A 17,249-nucleotide genomic window follows, 5' to 3' on the forward strand; every position below is an offset into this window, starting at 1 on the left:
CGCGCGCCCCGTCCGGCTGCTTGGGGTGCGGGTGACCTCACCGCTATAAGCGGATAAATCCGGTCGCTCGGAGCCCGGGCCAGAGGGTTTGCTGGACGCATGGACATCGAGCGTCTCGACTACGCCGACCCCGGCGACCGCCTGCACGCGTTCCACGCCATCGCCGCCGCCGATGAGGCTCCCGGCCCCGTCTCGTCCTTTCCACGCTTCGCCGTGGTGGCCGAACACGGCTGGACGGCCGAATACGGCGAAACCTACGTCGCCCGCCTCGACGGCCAGGTCGTCGGCGGAGTCGCGGTGCACATCCCGGGCACCGACAACACCCACGCGGCCCTGTTACGCATCTTCCACGTCAGCTCCGCCCACCGCCGCCAAGGCATCGGCACCGCCCTGCTCGAACGTGCCATCACCCGCGCCCGAGCCCACGACCGCCAGATCCTCTTCGCCGAAGCCCGCCCCGACTCCCCCGGCGGCGCCTTCACCCGCAAACACGGCTTCGAGGCCGCCTCCGCCCAGGCCAGACGCATCCTCGACCTCACCTCCGTCGACTGGACTGCGTACGAGAAGGGGGTAGCGAGCCTCTCCCCCGACTACACCCTCGACCGCTGGCAGGACGCGGCCCCCGACGACCTCGTCGACGACGCCGCCACCCTGATGGACGCCATGAACGACGCCCCCTCCGACGGCCTGGACACCGAACCCATGCGCTGGACCGCCGCCCGCATCCGCAGATTCGAAGCAGGCTGGGCCAAAGGCCAGCAAACCGCCTACACCACGATCGCCCGCCACCGCCCCACCGGCCGCCCCGTCGGCTTCACCCGCATCATCACCGACCACACCCCCGACGGCTGGGGCCGCCAAACCGACACCGCCGTCCTCCGCGAACACCGCGGCCACCACCTCGGCCTCATCATGAAACAGGCCAACACCACCTGGTTCCACGCCGAACAACCCACCGCCACCAAAATCATCACCTGGAACGCAATCACCAACACCCACATGATCGCCATCAACGAACAACTCGGCTACCGCCTCCTGGACATCTGGAACGAATGGCAGCTGTCGCTCTAGATATTCAGCTTGACCTGGCAGTCCCTGAGCCAGGCATCGAGCTGCCTGCCATCGCATCCTTCACGCGGTAATCCTCAAGAGTTGTCGAGGCGGGGAAACGCGACCTCTCGCAGGATGAGGCGTAGGGCCGCTGCGATGGGGATGGCGAACAGGGCGCCGAGGATGCCCATCAGGGCGGCGCCGAGGGTGACGGCGATGAGGGTGACTACTCCGGGGACCTCGACGGCTTTGCCCATGACGCGCGGGACCAGGACATAGTCCTCGAAGAGCCGGTACGCCACGACGTAACCGACGGTGGCCAGCGCGATGGGGAGGGAGATGGACAGGGCCGCCAGGGAGATCACGACGCCGCCGATGGTGGAGCCCACGACGGGGATCAGGTCCATGAGCGCGACGAACAGGGACAGGAGCAGCGCGTAGGGGACGTTGAAGAGGAACAGCCAGATGAAGGTGAGGACGCCGGCGACCAGGGAGGTGACGAGGTTGCCGAGGACAAACCAGCCGACCTTGTTCAGGATGTCATCGCCGATGAGGATCGCGCGGGGGCGCCGGGAGTTGGGTATGCAGCGGTAGGCGAAGCCCTTGATCCGGGGCAGGTCGGCGAGGAAGTAGACGGTCAGCACCAGCACGATCACCGTCGAGGCGGCCGCGCCCACCACCACCTTGCCCGCGCCCAGAAGCCCGCCGACCAGCGCGGTCTCGCTCTTCCCCGTACCCAGCTCCTGAATGACGTGCGCCAGATTGAATCGGGTGTTGAGCCGCCCGATGAACGTGTTCTGGCTCGTGGCCTCCCGGAGATAGACGGGCACCTCGTGGACGAACTGACCCACCTGGCTGACGATCACCGGAATGGCCAGCGCGAGGAACCCCCCGACCAGTGCCAGCGTCGCGACGACGATGATCAACACGCTTGCCCAGCGCGGCAACCCCCGCCGTACCAGCCAGCTGGCGGCCGGATCGAGCCCGATCGCGATGAACAACCCCAGCCCGATGAGCACCAGCACGTCCTTGACCGCCCCCAGCAGCAGGATCACCCCATAGGTGGTGGCCACCCCCGCCGCAGCCATCATCCCCACAGAGAACGGCGACCGCCGATCGAATGGCCGCCCCTGCTTACCGAACGGCTGCTCTTCCGTGGCGGTCGCACTGGCTGTCTCAGCCGCCCGCTCAACGGTTCCTTCAGGAGGCCGCCCCGCCTCAAGATTGGGCGACGCGGGCGGCCTTTCTCGAGACGTCATGGCATATCAGGCCCTCCAACACCCCAGGCCATTCCCCCGCGTACGCCCCCATGCGTGGACAACGTCGAGCTTTACCGGAAATTGAACCCGCCGGGCGGTTGACGGCCCAGCCCGGCCCGTCCGCCTGCCAGAGCTCCGCGCGGATCCCGGTACTCGGCCGGGAGGTCATGACCGCTCCCCAAGGCAGGCAACCGGCCCAAAAACTTGCGATCGGCTCAAGGCTCGCCTCCGGCAAGGTGACCGGGTGCGGGCGGCGGGGACCGCGGCCATCTCGCCGGGCAGCTCAAGAAGGCCGAAGAATTGGAAGGGTGTCATCGTGATCTCGTCCTTGCTTTGGCCAGGCGGCTGTCGTCCGAATGTCCGGCGAGAACAGGTGAAGGGCCGAGCGCGTGTGAGGAGCGGGCTCGCCGGTCCTTCGACCGGGTCTTTGGCCGGGTTCTTGGCGAGCTAGGTAGGGGCAGAGCTTGGGGCGTCCGAGCCGAGGTGGAGAGCGGTGGCCACTAGCGTATGGCCATCGATGGTCCAGGATTCACTTCCTTCGGGGTTCGGGCATCTTGATCGGTGATGCTGAACTGCGGGAATCTCGGCAAGGGGAGGGCCTGGAGGGGCAGGATGGTGCGCGTGATGGGTATCGGAGGCGTTGCCCCGCAGCAGGAGGGCCTGTTCGGCGATGCGGGTTCTGGTGATGTCCCCGAGCCGGTGCTGATGGCGCTCCACGCCGAGTACTACGAGCTGATCTGGCGGGGGCTGAAGAGGCACGAGTTCCGCCGCCGTTTCCTCGAAGGCCGGTCCACCCGCTGGTTCGTGTACCTGAACGCGCCGGTGTCGCGGCTGGCGGCGGTCATCGACCTGGGTCCGGCGGTCGTCGATGCCCCTCAGCAGATCGCGGCGATCGCGGAGCAGGCCCGGACGGGGAACGGGGCCAGCGTGCTGGAGTATGTGCAGGACCTGGAACGCGCGTTCGCGATCCCGATTCTGCACGTCGCCGAGTATCCGGGCCTGTCGGCAGCCGAACTGCGCGACGAACTGGGCGCCTTTCACCCGCCACAGGGGTATGTCCGGCTCAATCAACATCCGCGGCTGCTGGCGATCTGTGAAAAGGTCTCGGCCGAGACCCCGATCCGCCGCATGTCAGTGCATCATCGGTGATGTCGGCGCTGTAGGGCGCCGTGTGCCGGACTCCGGAAGGTGATCGGGTATGTCCCGCCGCCCGTCTCGATCGGCGCAGCAGGTCTCACCGTTGCGGCAGGCCAGGCTGGTTCGGAACTGGACGCTGGAGCGTCTGGTCGAGGAGATCGACCTGCGTACTCCCGGCGGCCACTCCGGGGTCACTCCGAGCATGGTGTCCGGATGGGAACTCGGAAGACACACGACCAGCATCGGGCACCGCGCGACACTATGCGACATCTACGAGCAGTCGCCGGACGTGCTGTTCGCACACCAGGACCAGGGGCTGACGGATCGAGCCGCACCCCGGCTGCTGGCCGGGTACGCCGACCTGCACAAGGCGATGCTGGCCACCGTCACCGGTGCCCGGGAATGCCTGGCGGTGATGGGGTCACGCTCGCGTGACCCCATCTACCTGGCGGCGATCGAGGCGGTACTGACCGAGCGGCCTTCGCTGGTCTACTACCGTGTGCTATTCGGCCCGCCCCACCACCAGGTGCTCAAGGATCATCTGCTGGCGCTGTTGAGGCTGCGTGATCCACACGATCGGAGTCTGGGTGTCAAGACCCTGCATGTGGGATTGGTGGAGGACACCACGACAGCGCCTGAGCGATTCTTTTGTGCGAACGAACAGATGGCGGTCGTCCCCATTCCGTCGCTGACCTCCCATGAGGCGTTCGACTCCGGTGTTGTGCTCGGGGCGGCGCCGGCGGCACGGCTGCTGGATCATGGCAGGCAGGCCTACGCTGCTTCACGCCGGGTGGAGACCATCGAGGAGGTCACCGCGCTGGACGTGCTGCGGGAATGGAGTTCACAGATATGACGAGCAAGCGCAACACTGCCATCGACGCCGCAGGCTCGTTGCGGGCCGCTCGTGATGACCATGCCGGGGTGGTGAAGCTGACCCGTGAGCTGGTGCGGATCCCCAGCCGCGGCGGCATCGACCCCTATGACCCGGTGCTGGACTATATGGAATCCTGGTTGGTCGAACATGGTCTTGCCTGTCGGCGCCTGGCCGGGCCAGGCGGGACGACGGCCGCGTTGGCTTGCGAGGTCATCGGGGCGGGGCCGGGGCCCCGCTACGTTCTGGACGCGTGCTTGGACACCGCTCCTTTCGGGGATGAGAGCGCCTGGACCTACCCGCCGACCTCGGGAGAGATCACGGGTGAATGGCTGCACGGGCGCGGATCCTCGGACTCCAAGGCCGGGGCGGCAATCTTCGCGCACATCGTCGCCCGGCTTCAGCAAACGGCCGACCAATGGCCGGGTTGTGTCGTGCTGCTGTTCGACGTGGACGAGCACACCGGCGCTTTCGGCGGCGCGAAAGCCTTCTTCGAAGGCGAGAACGTCGGCCGGGTTGACGGGGTGATGATCGGCTACCCCGGCAAGGACCATGTGGTGACCGGCGGGCGTGGCGTCTTGCGTACCCGGATGCATGTCCATGGGGTGGCGAGCCATTCGGGCGCGAGCAAGACCACCCCGTCGGCGATCGCCAAGGCAACCGCGCTTATCTCCCGCCTGCATGAGGCTCGGCTGCCGGGACCGTCCGGCCCGGCCTTCCCGCTGCCGGCCAAGCTCACCGTCACCGCGATCAACGGCGGCGAGGGATACTCGACCGTCCCGGATCTGTGCACGTTCAACGTTGATGTCCGCCTTACCCCCGCGCTGGACGATCAGGCCGCCCTGGAGTTGCTGCGCTCGGCCGCCGCCGACGTCGATGCGGCCTGGCCGGGAACGCAACCGTCCCACGTGGAGGTCACCACCCGCTGGCCGCCGTTCGCGCTGCCCGAACAGGCGCCGCTGCGCACGGCACTGCTCAATGCGGCCAACGCCGCCGGGCTGGCGGCGACGGCGAAGGTCGCCGGGCCGTCCAACATCGGCAACTACCTGGCCGGGCTCGGTATCCCCGCCCTCGCCGGGTTCGGCGTCGAGTACCAGGGACTGCACGGCACCGACGAGCAGATCCTCCTGAAATCCATCCCATCCGTCCAGGCCACCTACCACCAGGCCTTGCTCACCCTCCTGACCCTGTCCTGACCTGCGGCGAAGATTCTGCCGTCGGCAACTGGTCGACAAACGGGCGACAGGCGCACGCCAGCCGATGCGCTGGCTGGTGCCTTCCTGCCGGGTGATGGTGGCGGCATCGGCCATCACCTGCCCGTGGAGGACAACGGTCATGGACGCTCTTCCCGCCGACCTCACCATCGGCTTCCCCCGTGAAAGCCGCATCGAACGGCGCACGGTCCTGACCCCTGCCCTGGCCCGATCCTTGATCGCGGCCGGGTTCGGTGTCGTCACCGAACCCGGAATCGGAGCAGGAGTATTCATCGGAGACGAAGAGTACGCCGCGGCCGGGGTCCGCCTCGCCGAGGCGGAACAGGTGTGGTCAGCTCCACTGCTCCTGCGCTACAAATCACCTGACCCCGACGACCTGCTCCGGCTACGGACAGGGCAGCATATCGCTGCCTTGTTTCATGCCGAAGGCGACGCCGAGTTGCTGACCGCGCTCCAGGACTGCGGTGCGACCGCCTGGAGCTATGAGTTCGTCATCGAAAACGGCTGCTTCCCGCTCGGTCAGCCGGGCGGGAGGATCGCGGGCGTCCAGGCCGTCCTCGCAGGAGCTCACGCCCTGCAGACCTCGGCTGGCCGGGGTGTGCTGCTGGCTGCGGTCGATGGGGCGGAGCGGGCGAACGTCGTGGTCATCGGCTCCGGCAACGTCGGTGCCGCCGCCGCTGAGACAGCGGCCATGCTCGGCGCGGATGTCACCGTGCTGACCCGGGCGGAGACATCACGCACCGACTACCTGCGGCGGGCACCGGGGGGAATAGAAGTACTGGTCAACAGCCGCGACACCCTCCTGAGGTGCCTCGGCGACGCCGATCTGGTGATCGGGGCAATCTTGGTGTCCACCTACGACACCCCACCGATGATCGGCGAAGCTGACCTGGCGGTGATGCGACCAGGTGCGGTGATCATTGATGCCACCTGCGGCTACGGGTCTGGGTACCTGCCCACCGCCGGGCCGGTCCAAGCCCCGGGCGAGCCGCCCAGGCTGGTCGCCGGGATCTTGCACGTGAAGATCGATGTCTTTCCGGCCTTGGTCCCGGTCACCGCGACTGCGGCCTACGTGGCCAACGCTATGCCGTACTTGGTGAGGCTAGCCGAAGTCGCGCTACTCGGCGCAGCCGATGCAGCGATCGAGGCCGCCCGCATCGCCTGCGCAGGCCATCTGGTGCACCCGGTGCTGATCCAGCACGCCAAGATCTATGGGATGCGGCCGTGACCGGCGACTATCGGGCGCGCGCCCGCCACTACGCCGCCGAGATCAGCCACATCCTGCAGCCCGCAGCGCTGGCGGGCCTGCTGCGGCCAGGGCTGAAGGTCGCGGAGATGCCCAGCGGAACCGGACACTTCCTGCCCGCCTACACCGCCGCCGGAGCCGATGTCGTCTTGATCGATGCCTGCCCCGCCATGCTGGAGGCCGCCCGCCGCCACGCACGAACCTTGAGAACTGATCCGGGTCTGGTCTGTTCGCCGATTCAGGACCTCACCCTGCGGGTAGGCCCGTTCGACCTGGTCGTGATGCCCAATGCCGCCCTCAACCAGCTCGCAGCCGACACCGCGCCAGCCGAACTGCTCGCCGCGGTCGCCCGCCCATTACGGCCCGGGGGAATACTGCTGGTCCAAGTGCTGAACCCGGCGCAAGACGGCGCCTGCGGCTTCTACGATCCAGGCCTCAGCGACGGGACCTGGTACGCCGATCGAGAGTTCGCCGACCAGCCCGGACAGCCACTCGTCCGCCGTCGCCGCCAGCACCACGGCGCTGGCCTGGTCGATATCGACTTCGAACTCCACCAGAACGGAGAACTCCTCTACCGGCATCACGTCACCCTGCAGCTGCTGGATATCACGGAGCTGCGGGCTGCACTGGCGAGCAGCGGATTCACCGACGTGAGCGTCCATCCCGGCACCGGCGGGCTGGACGAACTCCTCGCGGCCCGTTCATCCGGGCACTCGCTGTGAGGCCGGCAACGATCGCTGATGCCAACCAGTACTGGGAGCGGTACTACAGCGGCGAGTTCATCTTCGGTCTGGGCACCGAACACATCCTGGCCGTCCTGCAGCAGATCCCACCCGCCAGGACATGGGCGGATCTCGGCGCAGGCTCGGAATCGCTGCTGTGGTCCATTCCACTGGACGCCGGGCATCTGTTCGCCGTCGACCTCGACCCGCACCGGCTGGCCCTGCTCCGCGACTACGCGGCCGCCCGCCGCCCCCGCGGCGCTTATCAGACCGCCCTGAAGCTTTGCGGCCGGAACGCGGACGATTTCGCGCAGCGGTGCGACCGCCTGGCCGCCACCATCATCGCTGACTGCCTTGCCGGCTACCCGACACCGCTAAGGGCTGGGTGCGCCGACCTGGTCACCCAGTTCGGTCTACTCGGTCTGGCCACCAGCCATGCCCAGTTCCTGACGAGCTGGAAGGCATGCCACGAGCCCCTCGCGGCAGGTGGCTGGGCGGCCGGGGCGAACTGGAACGCCACCGCCAAGCACGGCCGCATCCAACTCTCCCAGCAGCTCTATACCGCCGCGTGCGCCGAGACTGGTATGACTCCGCTGCTGGTCACACGTGTCCCCATCACCGCCGACCCCGACTTCGACTCGGTCTGGATCTATCTTGGGAGGAAGACGTGACCCCCATCTCGGCCAGCCCCAGCGACCAACTGATCTTCGCACCCGTCGGCATCACCCACCTGACCGGCGACAACGCCGACCTGATCAGAGCCGCCGCAGCAGGACGCTCCCGCATCCGCCTCACCACCGCAGCCCAGCTCAACGGCGTCCCCCACTTCGGGACGGTCGTCACCATGCTGACCGTGTTCGCCTTCGCCCAGCGCACTGGCGAGGTCCTCGACCTCCCTGTGAGCATCGTGTTCGACGCGCTGGAGAACGCCCCCGCCGAACACCTCACCATCGACAGCGAGATCTACACCCGCAGCGTCGGCGACCTTATCGACACCGGTCATCTGGACCGCGCCGAACGCGTCGGCGGGTTCGAGCAACTGCTCACCTGGGCACACCGCCGATCCGGCATCACCTACGAATTCCGGCCCTATAACGTCTACCAAGGGCTGCGTCCGGTCCGTGAGTGCCTCCACCACATCGCCTCCCGCCTGGAGACGTTCGCGCCGATCGTCGCCCCCCACGACGGGATCATCCGGATCCGGCCCCGCTGCCCCTCCTGCCGGCTCATGCAGAAATCCGCTAAGGACCTGCGCATCACAGCTCTATCGGGCGCGATCCGGCTCGACAGCCGCTGCCCCCGGCATGGCCCCTACGCCGAACTGGTCCACATCGACGGCGGAGGCTGGTACGACGCCAACACCCCTGTCCGATCCGTCCAGAAGGGCTACCTGCTCGCCGCCGAACGCGACCTCTATGACGCCTGCTCGGTCTCCGTCGACGGCGCTGACTGGGGCGGAGCCTGGCACGCCCACGTTCTGGCCCCCGCTCTCGCTCACCTCGGCATCCCGCCCACCCACTGGCCAGTGTCGATCTTCACCCCGCTCATCACCGACCGGACCGGCGGCAAACTCTCCAAGACCCTCTACGTCGCCCGCGGCACGTATGCCAACTTGCCGGAACTGTTCCTCAACCTCGACGTCCTACTCGCTCAGCACGGCGAACAGATCCTCGATCTCATCTGGGCCGAAGTAACCCGGTGGGCCGGCGAACCCCGCCGTCTGCACCGCACCTACACCGTCGACTACATCACCGCGCTACTGGAAGCCGGACGCCCCTCCGAGCAACTCCGCACCGCATGAGACGAGACACCGCGATGATCCACGCCGTCTTCGACGTCACCGAATGCAAGCACAGCGACACCCCAGCCGAACAGATCATGAGCGCCATGCGCGCGACCGCTGAACTCCTCGGCTGCACCATCCGCACCCAGGTCATCGAGCCCTTCCAACCCCACGGCGCAACCTGCGTGCTCATCCTCGCCGAGTCCCACATCACCGTATCTACCTGGCCCGAACACCGACTCGCCCACATCGACGTGTTCACCTGCCGGGCCGCTATCGATCCCACGCAAGCGATCAAGCCAGTCATCGAGGTCCTGGGCGGGCAGATCACCCACGCCCAAAAGGTCACTCGGTTCTCACCAACCACGAAGCGTTCAGGTACTGGACCTGGCCGAGCATCGTGAAGGTCAACGGCGGCTCAATCATGAGTCGCTGCTGGCCTCCGCCAGCATTGCCGGGACGTGAACACCGCCCTCACCAGGTCACGAGGGGCCAGTCCCGCAGTGCAGCAGCCGCTCCCCTGACTCCTACATCACGTCGTCCGCTTGAAGAGGAGGGACGCCCATCGGCGTCCCTCCTCGGCTGTCCACGAGCGAGGCCGTGCCGCGCTGGGGCCGGGATGACCCGGGCGGTCCCGCCTCGGTCCCGGGGATCGATCGTCTACACGGCCAGGAGGCGGCGGGCTTCCTCGCCCTGGAGGTCGGCGGCCGTGCCCGCGTGGACGACGCGGCCGGCGTCGAGGATGACATAGCGGTCGGCCAGGCGCATGGCGAGGTCGAGGTACTGCTCGACCAGGAGGATGGCGATGCCGGAGGCGTGTAGCTGCTCGATCGCCTCCTCGATCTCGATGATGATCGAGGGCTGGATGCCTTCGGTGGGCTCGTCGAGGATGAGGAGTTTGGGTTGGGTGACGAGGGCGCGGGCGATGGCGAGTTGTTGTTGCTGGCCGCCGGAGAGGAAGCCCGCGCGGCGTTTGAGGAGGGGTTTCAGGCGAGGGAAGACGTCCAGGGCCTCGTCGAGGGCGGATGGAGGGTTGCCGGAGGCGTCCAGGGTGACCTGGAGGTTGGCGTGGACGGTGAGTTGGGGGAAGGTTTCGTGGCCCTGGGGGACGTAGCCGAGGCCTAGCCGTACCCGCTCGTGGGGTTTGAGCTTGGTGATGTCGCGGTCGGCGAAGGTGACGGTGCCGGCCGTGGTGGGGAGCACGCCCATCAGCGTGTTGAGGAGGGTGGTCTTGCCGACGCCGTTGCGGCCCATCACGCAGACGAGCTGGCCGGGGGCCACCTCGAGGGAGACGCCGAACAAGACGCGGGCGCGGCCGTATCCGGATTCCAGGCGGTCAACTGACAACATTGTGTGCTGCCTTCCCATGACGGGCGTGAAGGAGGTCACGTGACGGCATCGTGTGCGGCCTCCTCGCGGGCGCGGCCCAGGTAGACCTCCTGGACGCGGGGGTCGGCGCGGACCTCGTCCACCGAGCCCTCGATCAGGACCTTGCCTTCGTGCAGGACGGTCACCTGGGAGGCGTACCTGCGGAGGAACTCCATGTCGTGCTCGATCACGATGACCGTGTGGTCCTTGGCGATGGAGGTGAGGAGCTCGCCGGTGCGGGCGCGTTCTTCGGAGGACATGCCGGCCACCGGCTCGTCCAGCAGGAGCAGGCGCGGGCCCTGCGCGATGAGCATGCCGATCTCCAGCCACTGGCGCTGGCCGTGCGAGAGCACGCCCGCCTTGCGGGGCGCCAGGTCGGCCAGGCCGGTGGTCTCCAGGGCCTGCTCGACGGCGGCGATCACGCCCTTGCGCCGCCGCAGCAGCGACCAGAGCGGGCGGCGGAACGAGGCCGCCAGGTCGAGGTTCTCCAGCACGGTGAGGTCCTCGAACACCACCGAGGTCTGGAAGGTGCGGCCGATGCCGAGCCGGACCCGTTCGTGCTCGCGCTTGCCCGCCAGCGAGTTTCCGTCGAAGACGACGGTGCCGGTGGTCGGCTTGGTGAGGCCGGTGATGATGTCGATGAGCGTGGTCTTCCCGGCGCCGTTTGGGCCGATCAGGAAGCGCAGCTCGCCGCTGTCCACGGTGAAGTCCACGCCGTCGATGGCCCGGAAGCCGTCGAACACCACGGCGAGGTCACGGACCTCCAGCAGCGCCGTCATGCCGACGCCTCCTTCCGCACCCGGGCGCGCAGCGCCGTGGCCACGCCCACGATGCCCTTCGGGGCGAGCGTCATGACCAGGATGAACAGCGCGCCCTGCAGGTAGAGCCAAGCGTCCGGCAGTTCCTCGCTGAAGTAGGTCTTGGCGTAGCCCATGACGACCGCGCCGAGCACCGCCCCGGCCAGCGCGAACCGGCCGCCGACGGCGACCGCGACCACCAGTTCGAGCGAGGGCACCACGCCGAGCAGCGCGGGCGAGATGATCCCGACGACGGGCACGAACAGCGCTCCGGCGATGCCCGCCATCACCGCCGAGATGGCGAACGTGATCGTTTTCACGGTGGCGGGGTTGTAGCCGAGGAACCGCACCCGGTCCTCCCCGTCCCGCACGGCCAGCAGCAGCCGCCCGAACCGGCTGCGTACCAGCTGCCAGGCCGCCAGGTAGAGCACGCCCAGCACGATCGCCACCGTCAGGTAGAGCCCGCGCTGCGTGGACTCGGCCGCCACGTCGTTGCCGAAGAAGTCGAAGAAGTTGGTCAGCCCGTTGGTCCCTCCGGTCAGCCCTTGCTGGCCGACTAGAAGGATCACCATCGCGGCCGCCAGCGCCTGGGTGAGAATCGCGAAGTACGCCCCGCGCACGCGTTGCCGGAACACCAGCGTGCCCAGCAGCACCGCCACGACCAGCGGCACGACCACCACCATGGCCAGCGCGAACACCGGATTGCCGAACGGCGCCCAGAGCGCGGGCAGGTCCTCGACCCCGCTCCACACCATGAAGTCGGGCAGGTCCCCGCCGGCGTCGTTGAGCTTCAGATACATGCCCATCGCGTAGCCGCCCAGGCCGAAGAAGACGCCCTGGCCGAGGGTGAGCATGCCGCCCTGCCCCCAGGCCAGGCCGATCCCGAGCGCGACGATGGCATAGCAGAGGTATTTGGCCAGCAGGCCAAGCCGGAAGGGTTCCAGCACCAGCGGCATGACCACCAGCGCGATGATCGCGACCGCGACGAACACGGCCGGGCCCTTCCACTGGCGCGGCTCCTTGGGCGTGAGTTGCCGGGTCGGCTTCTCCAGGACTGCGGTCATGTGAGTGCCCTTGAACGGAGGACGAACAGGCCCTGCGGACGGAACTGGAGGAACGCGATGATGGCCGCGAACACGATGACCTTGGCCAGGCTGGCGTTGGTCCAGAACTCGGCGTAGGAGTTGAGCAGGCCGAGCGCCGCCGCCGCGATGACCGCGCCGCGCAGCTGGCCGAGCCCGCCCGCGACGACGACCAGGAACGCGTCCACGATGTAGTAGGTGCCGAGCGTCGGCCCGACCGGGCCGATCAGGGTCAGCGCCACCCCGGCGATACCGGCGAGCCCGGAGCCGATGAAGAACGTGCGCTGGTCGACGCGGCCGGTGTTGATGCCGCTGGTCGCGGCCAGCTGCCGGTTCTGCATGACCGCCTGCATGCGGCGGCCCTGCGCGCTGCGGTTCATGTAGAGCCAGATGGCGACCACGCTGCCGACGGCCAGGGCCAGGATGAACAGCCGGTTGTACGGCATCGGCCCGATCGCCCCCTGCAGCCAGGTCGGCGACAGCACCTGCACGTTCGGCGCGCCGAACAGGTCCCGCGCCACCTGCTGGAGCACCAGGCTGACGCCCCAGGTGAGCAGCAGCGTGTCCAGCGGCCGTCCATAGAAGTGCCGGATCGCGAGGCGTTCCAGCAGCAGCCCCATCAGTCCGGCCACCACGAACGCGACCGGCAGCGCCACCAGCACCGCGCTGCGCCCGGCGAAGTCCTGCAGCAGGAAGGCCGTGTACGCCCCCGCCATGATGAACTCGCCATGGGCCATGTTGATCACGCCCATCTGCCCGAACGTGAACGTCAGCCCGAGCGCGATGAGCAATAGGACCGCGCCGATCGACAATCCGATCGGCAGCTGGTTGAGGAATCCCTCCACCATGCCCCTTCCATAAATTTCCCGATATGTGCCTCGGCTCCGGAGCCGCCTGCGGTAATTTCCGCAGGTAGTGGCGGCTCCGGAGCCCGTTTGAGGGACGGCTAGGAGGCCAGGCCTCCTGCCCACGGGTACGTCTTCAGGTAGGGGTCGGGCTTGATCGGCTCACCCGAGTTCCAGACTTCCTTGATCAGTCCGTCCGGCTGGATGATGCCGATCCGGGCGGTCTTGTACATGTGCTGGGTCTCGCCGTCGATCGTGACCAGGCCCTCGGGGCGCTCCAGCGCGATGCCGCCGGCCGCCTTCTTGAGCGCTTCCACCTCGACCGTGCCGGCCTTCTTGGCGGCTTCGGCCCACAGGTAGACCGCGTTGTAGCCGGCCTCCATCGGGTCGGAGGTGACCTTGGTCGCGCCGTACTTGGCCTTGAAGGCCTCGACGAACTTGGTGTTGGCCGCGGTCTCGGTGGTCTGGTAGTAGTTCCACGCCACCGGGTGGCCGACGATGTTGTCGACGCCGATGCCGGTGACTTCCTCCTCGGCGACGCTCACCGACAGGACCGGCATGGACTCGGCGGTGACGCCGGCGCTCTTCAGCTGCTTGAAGAAGGCCACGTTGCTGTCGCCGTTCAGCGTGTTGAACACCGCGTCCGGCTTGGCCTGCACCACCTTGTTGGTCAGCGTGGAGTATTCGGTGTGGCCGAGCGGGGTGTATTCCTCGCCAAGGATCTCCATTCCGTTGGCCGCCGCGTACGCCTTGATGATTTTGTTCGCGGTGCGCGGGAAGACATAGTCGCTGCCGACCAGGAATATCTTCTTCTTGCCCTGTTCCTTGAGATAGTCAAGGCCGGGGATGATCTGCTGGTTCGTGGTCGCGCCGGTGTAGAAGATGTACGGCGAGCTTTCCAGCCCCTCGTACTGCACCGGATACCACAGCAGCGCCTTGCGCTTTTCGAAGACCGGGAGCATCGCCTTGCGGGAGGCGGAGGTCCAGCCGCCGAACACGGTGGCCACCTTGTCCTGCGCGATCAGCTTGTTGGCCTTCTCCGCGAAGGTGGGCCAGTCGGAAGCGCCGTCCTCCACGACGGGTTCGAGTTGCTTGCCGAGCACGCCGCCGGCCTTGTTGATCTCTTCGATCGCCAGCAGTTCGGCGTCCCTGACGGTGACCTCGCTGATCGCCATCGTGCCGCTGAGGGAGTGCAGGAGGCCCACCTTGATGGTGTCGCCGCCACCTCCGGAAGCCGTTCCCTCGGTCGTCGCCGGATCTCCGCCACAGGCGGCGATTGCGGTGACCAGAGCCGCGGCTACGGCTCCGGCACGCCAGGTTGAATTCCGCAATTACTTCCTCCTTGCCGATACGGCCCCCGCACCGACCCATCTGCCGACAAGGTGATCGAGCGACATTTCGCGATAAGTTCCGCTAGGTTAAATGCGCATTACCGGGATTTCACGGAAGTCCCTTGTTCGCCCCGGTGCCGGTGGGGTGAAAGGACTCATGGCTGAAATATCTCTGTAACACCGGGGAAACGGCGCGTACCTATCGTCCCGTCATGCGGCTCACTCCACACGAGCAGGAACGCCTTCTCATTCATGTCGCGGCCGGCGTGGCTCGCGATCGTATGGGCCGGGGTCTTCGGCTCAATCATCCGGAAGCCACCGCGTTGATCGCCTCCTATCTGCTGGAGGGCGCGCGGGACGGGCGTACGGTGGCCGAATTGATGGACGCGGGACGCAAGGTGCTCCGCCGCCAGGACGTGATGGAGGGAGTGCCGGAGATGCTGGAGTCGGTGCAGATCGAGGCCACCTTCCCGGATGGCACCAAGCTCGTCACCGTGCACCACCCGATCTCATGAGCGTCCCCGGCGAGATCGTGCCCGGCGAGGAGCCGGTGGAGCTGAACCCGGGGCGGGAGCGGGTGACGGTCCGGGTGGTGAATACGGCCGACCGGCCGATTCAGGTGGGTTCGCACTACCATTTCGCGGCCGCGAATCCGGGGCTGGAGTTCGATCGGGACGCCGCGTGGGGCACCCGGCTGGACGTTCCGGCGGGGACCGCGATCCGGTTTGAGCCGGGTATTGAGCGTGATGTGACATTGGTGCCACTGGCCGGAAACAGGATTGTTCCCGGCCTTCGTTTGGAATGGGCAGGGCCTCTCGATGAATAGCCTCGACCGCGCCCGATATATCGCCCTTTATGGCCCTACGACGGGCGATAAGATTCGGCTGGCCGATACTGATCTGTTGATTGAAGTGACCGAGGATCGTTCGATGGGTCCCTCGGGCGCCGGTGACGAGGCGGTGTTCGGCGGGGGCAAGGTGATCCGCGAGTCGATGGGCCAGGCGCGGACGACTCGCGCCGAGGGCGCCCCCGACCTGGTCATCACCGGCGCGGTCATCCTCGACCACTGGGGCGTGATAAAAGCCGATATCGGCATCAGGGACGGCCGGATCGTCGCCCTTGGCAAGGCGGGCAACCCAGACACCATGGACGGGGTACACCCCGACCTCGTGATCGGCCCTTCGACCGAGATCCTGGCCGGGAACGGCAAGATCATCACCGCTGGCGCGGTCGACTCGCACGTGCACCTGATCTGCCCGCAGATCGTCGACGAAGCGCTCTCCGCAGGAGTGACCACGATCATCGGCGGCGGCACCGGACCGGCCGAGGGCACCAAGGCGACCACCGTGACCGGCGTGTGGTATCTCGCGCGCATCCTGGAATCCATGGACGCCATGCCGGTCAACGTGGCCCTGCTCGGCAAGGGCAACACGGTCAGCGAGGAAGGCCTGCGCGAGCAACTGCGCGCCGGGGCGTCCGGCTTCAAGCTGCACGAGGACTGGGGCACCACCCCCGCCGCGATCGACGCCTGCCTGGCGGTCTGCGACGCGACCGGCGTGCAGGTGGCCATCCACACCGACACGCTCAACGAGGCCGGCTTCGTGGAGTCCACGCTGGCGGCCATCGGCGGCCGGATGATCCACGCGTATCACACCGAGGGGGCGGGCGGCGGGCACGCGCCGGACATCATCAAGGTGGCCGCGCACCACAACGTGCTGCCCTCCTCGACCAACCCGACCCGGCCGCACACGATCAACACCCACCACGAGCATCTCGACATGCTCATGGTGTGCCATCACCTGAACCCGTCGATCCCGGAGGATCTGGCCTTTGCGGAGTCGCGGATCCGGCCGACCACCATGGCGGCGGAGGACGTGCTCCACGACCTGGGCGCGATCTCGATGATCGGCTCCGACTCGCAGGCGATGGGCCGGGTCGGTGAGACGATCATCAGGACCTGGCAGACCGCGCATGTGATGAAGAAACGCCGGGGCGCGCTACCGGGCTCGGATCCGGCCGACAACCTCCGCGCTCGCCGATATGTCGCGAAATACACGATAAATCCGGCTATCGCGCATGGGTTGGACGGGGAGGTCGGCTCGGTCGAACCCGGCAAGCTCGCCGATCTGGTGCTGTGGAGCCCGGCCTTCTTCGGGGTCAAGCCCGACCTCGTAGTGAAGGGCGGGGTCATCGCGTACGCGCAGATGGGCGACGCCAACGCCTCCATCCCGACCCCGCAGCCGGTGCTGCCCCGCCCGATGTTCGGCGCGTACGGCGTGACCCCCGCCGCCACCTCCGTGCACTTCGTGGCCCCCCTGGCGATCGAGGACGGCCTCGCCGAGCGCCTGAACGTCAACCGGCGGCTGGTCCCGGTCGCCGACGTGCGCTCGCGCGGCAAGGACGCGATGCGCCTCAACGACGCCCTGCCCGACATCGACATCCGGCCGGACACGTTCGACGTCCGGATCGACGGCGAGCTGATCGAACCGGCTCCCGCCGAAGAACTGCCCATGGCTCAGCGGTACTTCCTGTTCTAACGGAAAG

18 protein-coding genes are annotated in these 17,249 nt (G+C 67.5%); 12 read left to right on the forward strand and 6 right to left on the reverse strand.

Annotation, left to right across the window (positions count from 1 at the left end):
* The first annotated feature begins 99 nt into the window (after nucleotides 1-99).
* Complete coding sequence (locus Amac_RS02560) at nucleotides 100-1,071, forward strand: GNAT family N-acetyltransferase (RefSeq protein WP_155352632.1); 972 nt, start codon at nucleotides 100-102, stop codon at nucleotides 1,069-1,071.
* Nucleotides 1,072-1,145: 74 nt separating this feature from the next.
* On the opposite strand, the gene Amac_RS02565 is transcribed toward Amac_RS02560, so the two are convergent.
* A complete protein-coding gene (locus Amac_RS02565; protein WP_218040842.1) occupies nucleotides 1,146-2,141 on the reverse strand; it encodes an AI-2E family transporter in 996 nt (331 codons plus the stop codon).
* Nucleotides 2,142-2,921: 780 nt separating this feature from the next.
* Between Amac_RS02565 and Amac_RS02570 the strand changes: the two genes are divergently transcribed.
* The 8 genes from Amac_RS02570 to speD all read left to right on the forward strand — a co-directional run bounded on the left by Amac_RS02570 (nucleotide 2,922) and on the right by speD (nucleotide 9,686).
* Entirely contained in the window at nucleotides 2,922-3,458 is a 537-nt protein-coding gene (locus Amac_RS02570) for a hypothetical protein (RefSeq protein ID WP_218040843.1), read from the forward strand.
* 49 nt (nucleotides 3,459-3,507) lie between these two features.
* Complete coding sequence (locus tag Amac_RS02575; protein WP_155352634.1) at nucleotides 3,508-4,299, forward strand: helix-turn-helix domain-containing protein; 792 nt, start codon at nucleotides 3,508-3,510, stop codon at nucleotides 4,297-4,299.
* Nucleotides 4,296-5,513 (forward strand): M20 family metallopeptidase, encoded by a 1,218-nt coding sequence (locus Amac_RS02580; RefSeq protein ID WP_155352635.1) that lies wholly within the window; start codon nucleotides 4,296-4,298, stop codon nucleotides 5,511-5,513. The genes Amac_RS02575 and Amac_RS02580 overlap by 4 nt, the downstream gene beginning before the upstream one ends.
* Nucleotides 5,514-5,652: 139 nt before the next feature.
* The gene (locus tag Amac_RS02585) at nucleotides 5,653-6,759 is read left to right on the forward strand and encodes an NAD(P)-dependent oxidoreductase (protein ID WP_155352636.1); all 1,107 of its coding nucleotides are present in this window, start codon (nucleotides 5,653-5,655) and stop codon (nucleotides 6,757-6,759) included.
* A complete protein-coding gene (locus Amac_RS02590) occupies nucleotides 6,756-7,499 on the forward strand; it encodes a class I SAM-dependent methyltransferase (RefSeq protein ID WP_170322265.1) in 744 nt (247 codons plus the stop codon). The genes Amac_RS02585 and Amac_RS02590 overlap by 4 nt, the downstream gene beginning before the upstream one ends.
* The gene (locus Amac_RS02595; protein WP_155352638.1) at nucleotides 7,496-8,170 is read left to right on the forward strand and encodes a class I SAM-dependent methyltransferase; all 675 of its coding nucleotides are present in this window, start codon (nucleotides 7,496-7,498) and stop codon (nucleotides 8,168-8,170) included. Before Amac_RS02590 ends, Amac_RS02595 begins: the two co-directional genes overlap by 4 nt.
* The gene (locus Amac_RS02600; protein WP_155352639.1) at nucleotides 8,167-9,300 is read left to right on the forward strand and encodes a hypothetical protein; all 1,134 of its coding nucleotides are present in this window, start codon (nucleotides 8,167-8,169) and stop codon (nucleotides 9,298-9,300) included. The genes Amac_RS02595 and Amac_RS02600 overlap by 4 nt, the downstream gene beginning before the upstream one ends.
* Complete coding sequence (speD, locus tag Amac_RS02605) at nucleotides 9,297-9,686, forward strand: adenosylmethionine decarboxylase (RefSeq protein WP_218040844.1); 390 nt, start codon at nucleotides 9,297-9,299, stop codon at nucleotides 9,684-9,686. Before Amac_RS02600 ends, speD begins: the two co-directional genes overlap by 4 nt.
* Before the next feature lie 256 nt (nucleotides 9,687-9,942).
* Here the strand turns inward: speD and urtE are convergent, their stop codons facing one another.
* From urtE to urtA, 5 genes are all read right to left on the reverse strand, one after another.
* Nucleotides 9,943-10,632 carry an urea ABC transporter ATP-binding subunit UrtE gene (urtE, locus tag Amac_RS02610; protein WP_155352640.1) on the reverse strand — a complete coding sequence of 230 codons (690 nt, stop codon included), beginning with the start codon at nucleotides 10,630-10,632 and terminating at the stop codon, nucleotides 9,943-9,945.
* A 35-nt stretch (nucleotides 10,633-10,667) separates the two neighbouring features.
* On the reverse strand, nucleotides 10,668-11,429 hold the full coding sequence (gene urtD / locus Amac_RS02615) for an urea ABC transporter ATP-binding protein UrtD (RefSeq protein ID WP_155352641.1): 762 nt from the start codon (nucleotides 11,427-11,429) through the stop codon (nucleotides 10,668-10,670).
* Nucleotides 11,426-12,511, reverse strand: a complete 1,086-nt coding sequence (gene urtC, locus Amac_RS02620; protein WP_155352642.1) for an urea ABC transporter permease subunit UrtC — start codon at nucleotides 12,509-12,511, stop codon at nucleotides 11,426-11,428. Before urtC ends, urtD begins: the two co-directional genes overlap by 4 nt.
* The gene (gene urtB, locus Amac_RS02625) at nucleotides 12,508-13,374 is read right to left on the reverse strand and encodes an urea ABC transporter permease subunit UrtB (protein WP_155352732.1); all 867 of its coding nucleotides are present in this window, start codon (nucleotides 13,372-13,374) and stop codon (nucleotides 12,508-12,510) included. The genes urtC and urtB overlap by 4 nt, the downstream gene beginning before the upstream one ends.
* Before the next feature lie 101 nt (nucleotides 13,375-13,475).
* Complete coding sequence (urtA, locus tag Amac_RS02630) at nucleotides 13,476-14,705, reverse strand: urea ABC transporter substrate-binding protein (protein ID WP_155352643.1); 1,230 nt, start codon at nucleotides 14,703-14,705, stop codon at nucleotides 13,476-13,478.
* Between the two features lie 212 nt (nucleotides 14,706-14,917).
* On the opposite strand from urtA, the gene Amac_RS02635 reads away from it, so the two are divergent.
* From Amac_RS02635 to Amac_RS02645, 3 genes are read left to right on the forward strand one after another with little or no spacing between them, the layout of a single operon-like run.
* Entirely contained in the window at nucleotides 14,918-15,220 is a 303-nt protein-coding gene (locus tag Amac_RS02635; RefSeq protein WP_155348208.1) for an urease subunit gamma, read from the forward strand.
* Nucleotides 15,217-15,531, forward strand: coding sequence for an urease subunit beta (locus Amac_RS02640; protein WP_155352644.1), 315 nt, complete (start codon nucleotides 15,217-15,219; stop codon nucleotides 15,529-15,531). Before Amac_RS02635 ends, Amac_RS02640 begins: the two co-directional genes overlap by 4 nt.
* Nucleotides 15,524-17,242 (forward strand): urease subunit alpha, encoded by a 1,719-nt coding sequence (locus Amac_RS02645; RefSeq protein WP_155352645.1) that lies wholly within the window; start codon nucleotides 15,524-15,526, stop codon nucleotides 17,240-17,242. The genes Amac_RS02640 and Amac_RS02645 overlap by 8 nt, the downstream gene beginning before the upstream one ends.
* The last annotated feature ends 7 nt before the right edge of the window (nucleotides 17,243-17,249 follow it).

The sequence above is a fragment of the Acrocarpospora macrocephala genome (assembly GCF_009687865.1).
GTDB classification, from domain to species: Bacteria; Actinomycetota; Actinomycetes; order Streptosporangiales; family Streptosporangiaceae; genus Acrocarpospora; species Acrocarpospora macrocephala.

What these genes read in the sequence shown, in the direction of transcription:
- Amac_RS02560 (WP_155352632.1), top strand. Translation starts at nt 100, where the DNA reads ATGGACATCGAGCGTCTCGACTACGCCGACCCCGGCGACCGCCTGCAC.
- Amac_RS02565 (WP_218040842.1), bottom strand. Translation starts at nt 2,141, where the DNA reads ATGATGGCTGCGGCGGGGGTGGCCACCACCTATGGGGTGATCCTGCTG.
- Amac_RS02570 (WP_218040843.1), top strand. Translation starts at nt 2,922, where the DNA reads ATGGTGCGCGTGATGGGTATCGGAGGCGTTGCCCCGCAGCAGGAGGGC.
- Amac_RS02575 (WP_155352634.1), top strand. Translation starts at nt 3,508, where the DNA reads ATGTCCCGCCGCCCGTCTCGATCGGCGCAGCAGGTCTCACCGTTGCGG.
- Amac_RS02580 (WP_155352635.1), top strand. Translation starts at nt 4,296, where the DNA reads ATGACGAGCAAGCGCAACACTGCCATCGACGCCGCAGGCTCGTTGCGG.
- Amac_RS02585 (WP_155352636.1), top strand. Translation starts at nt 5,653, where the DNA reads ATGGACGCTCTTCCCGCCGACCTCACCATCGGCTTCCCCCGTGAAAGC.
- speD (WP_218040844.1), top strand. Translation starts at nt 9,297, where the DNA reads ATGAGACGAGACACCGCGATGATCCACGCCGTCTTCGACGTCACCGAA.
- urtE (WP_155352640.1), bottom strand. Translation starts at nt 10,632, where the DNA reads ATGTTGTCAGTTGACCGCCTGGAATCCGGATACGGCCGCGCCCGCGTC.
- urtD (WP_155352641.1), bottom strand. Translation starts at nt 11,429, where the DNA reads ATGACGGCGCTGCTGGAGGTCCGTGACCTCGCCGTGGTGTTCGACGGC.
- urtC (WP_155352642.1), bottom strand. Translation starts at nt 12,511, where the DNA reads ATGACCGCAGTCCTGGAGAAGCCGACCCGGCAACTCACGCCCAAGGAG.
- Amac_RS02635 (WP_155348208.1), top strand. Translation starts at nt 14,918, where the DNA reads ATGCGGCTCACTCCACACGAGCAGGAACGCCTTCTCATTCATGTCGCG.
- Amac_RS02640 (WP_155352644.1), top strand. Translation starts at nt 15,217, where the DNA reads ATGAGCGTCCCCGGCGAGATCGTGCCCGGCGAGGAGCCGGTGGAGCTG.
- Amac_RS02645 (WP_155352645.1), top strand. Translation starts at nt 15,524, where the DNA reads ATGAATAGCCTCGACCGCGCCCGATATATCGCCCTTTATGGCCCTACG.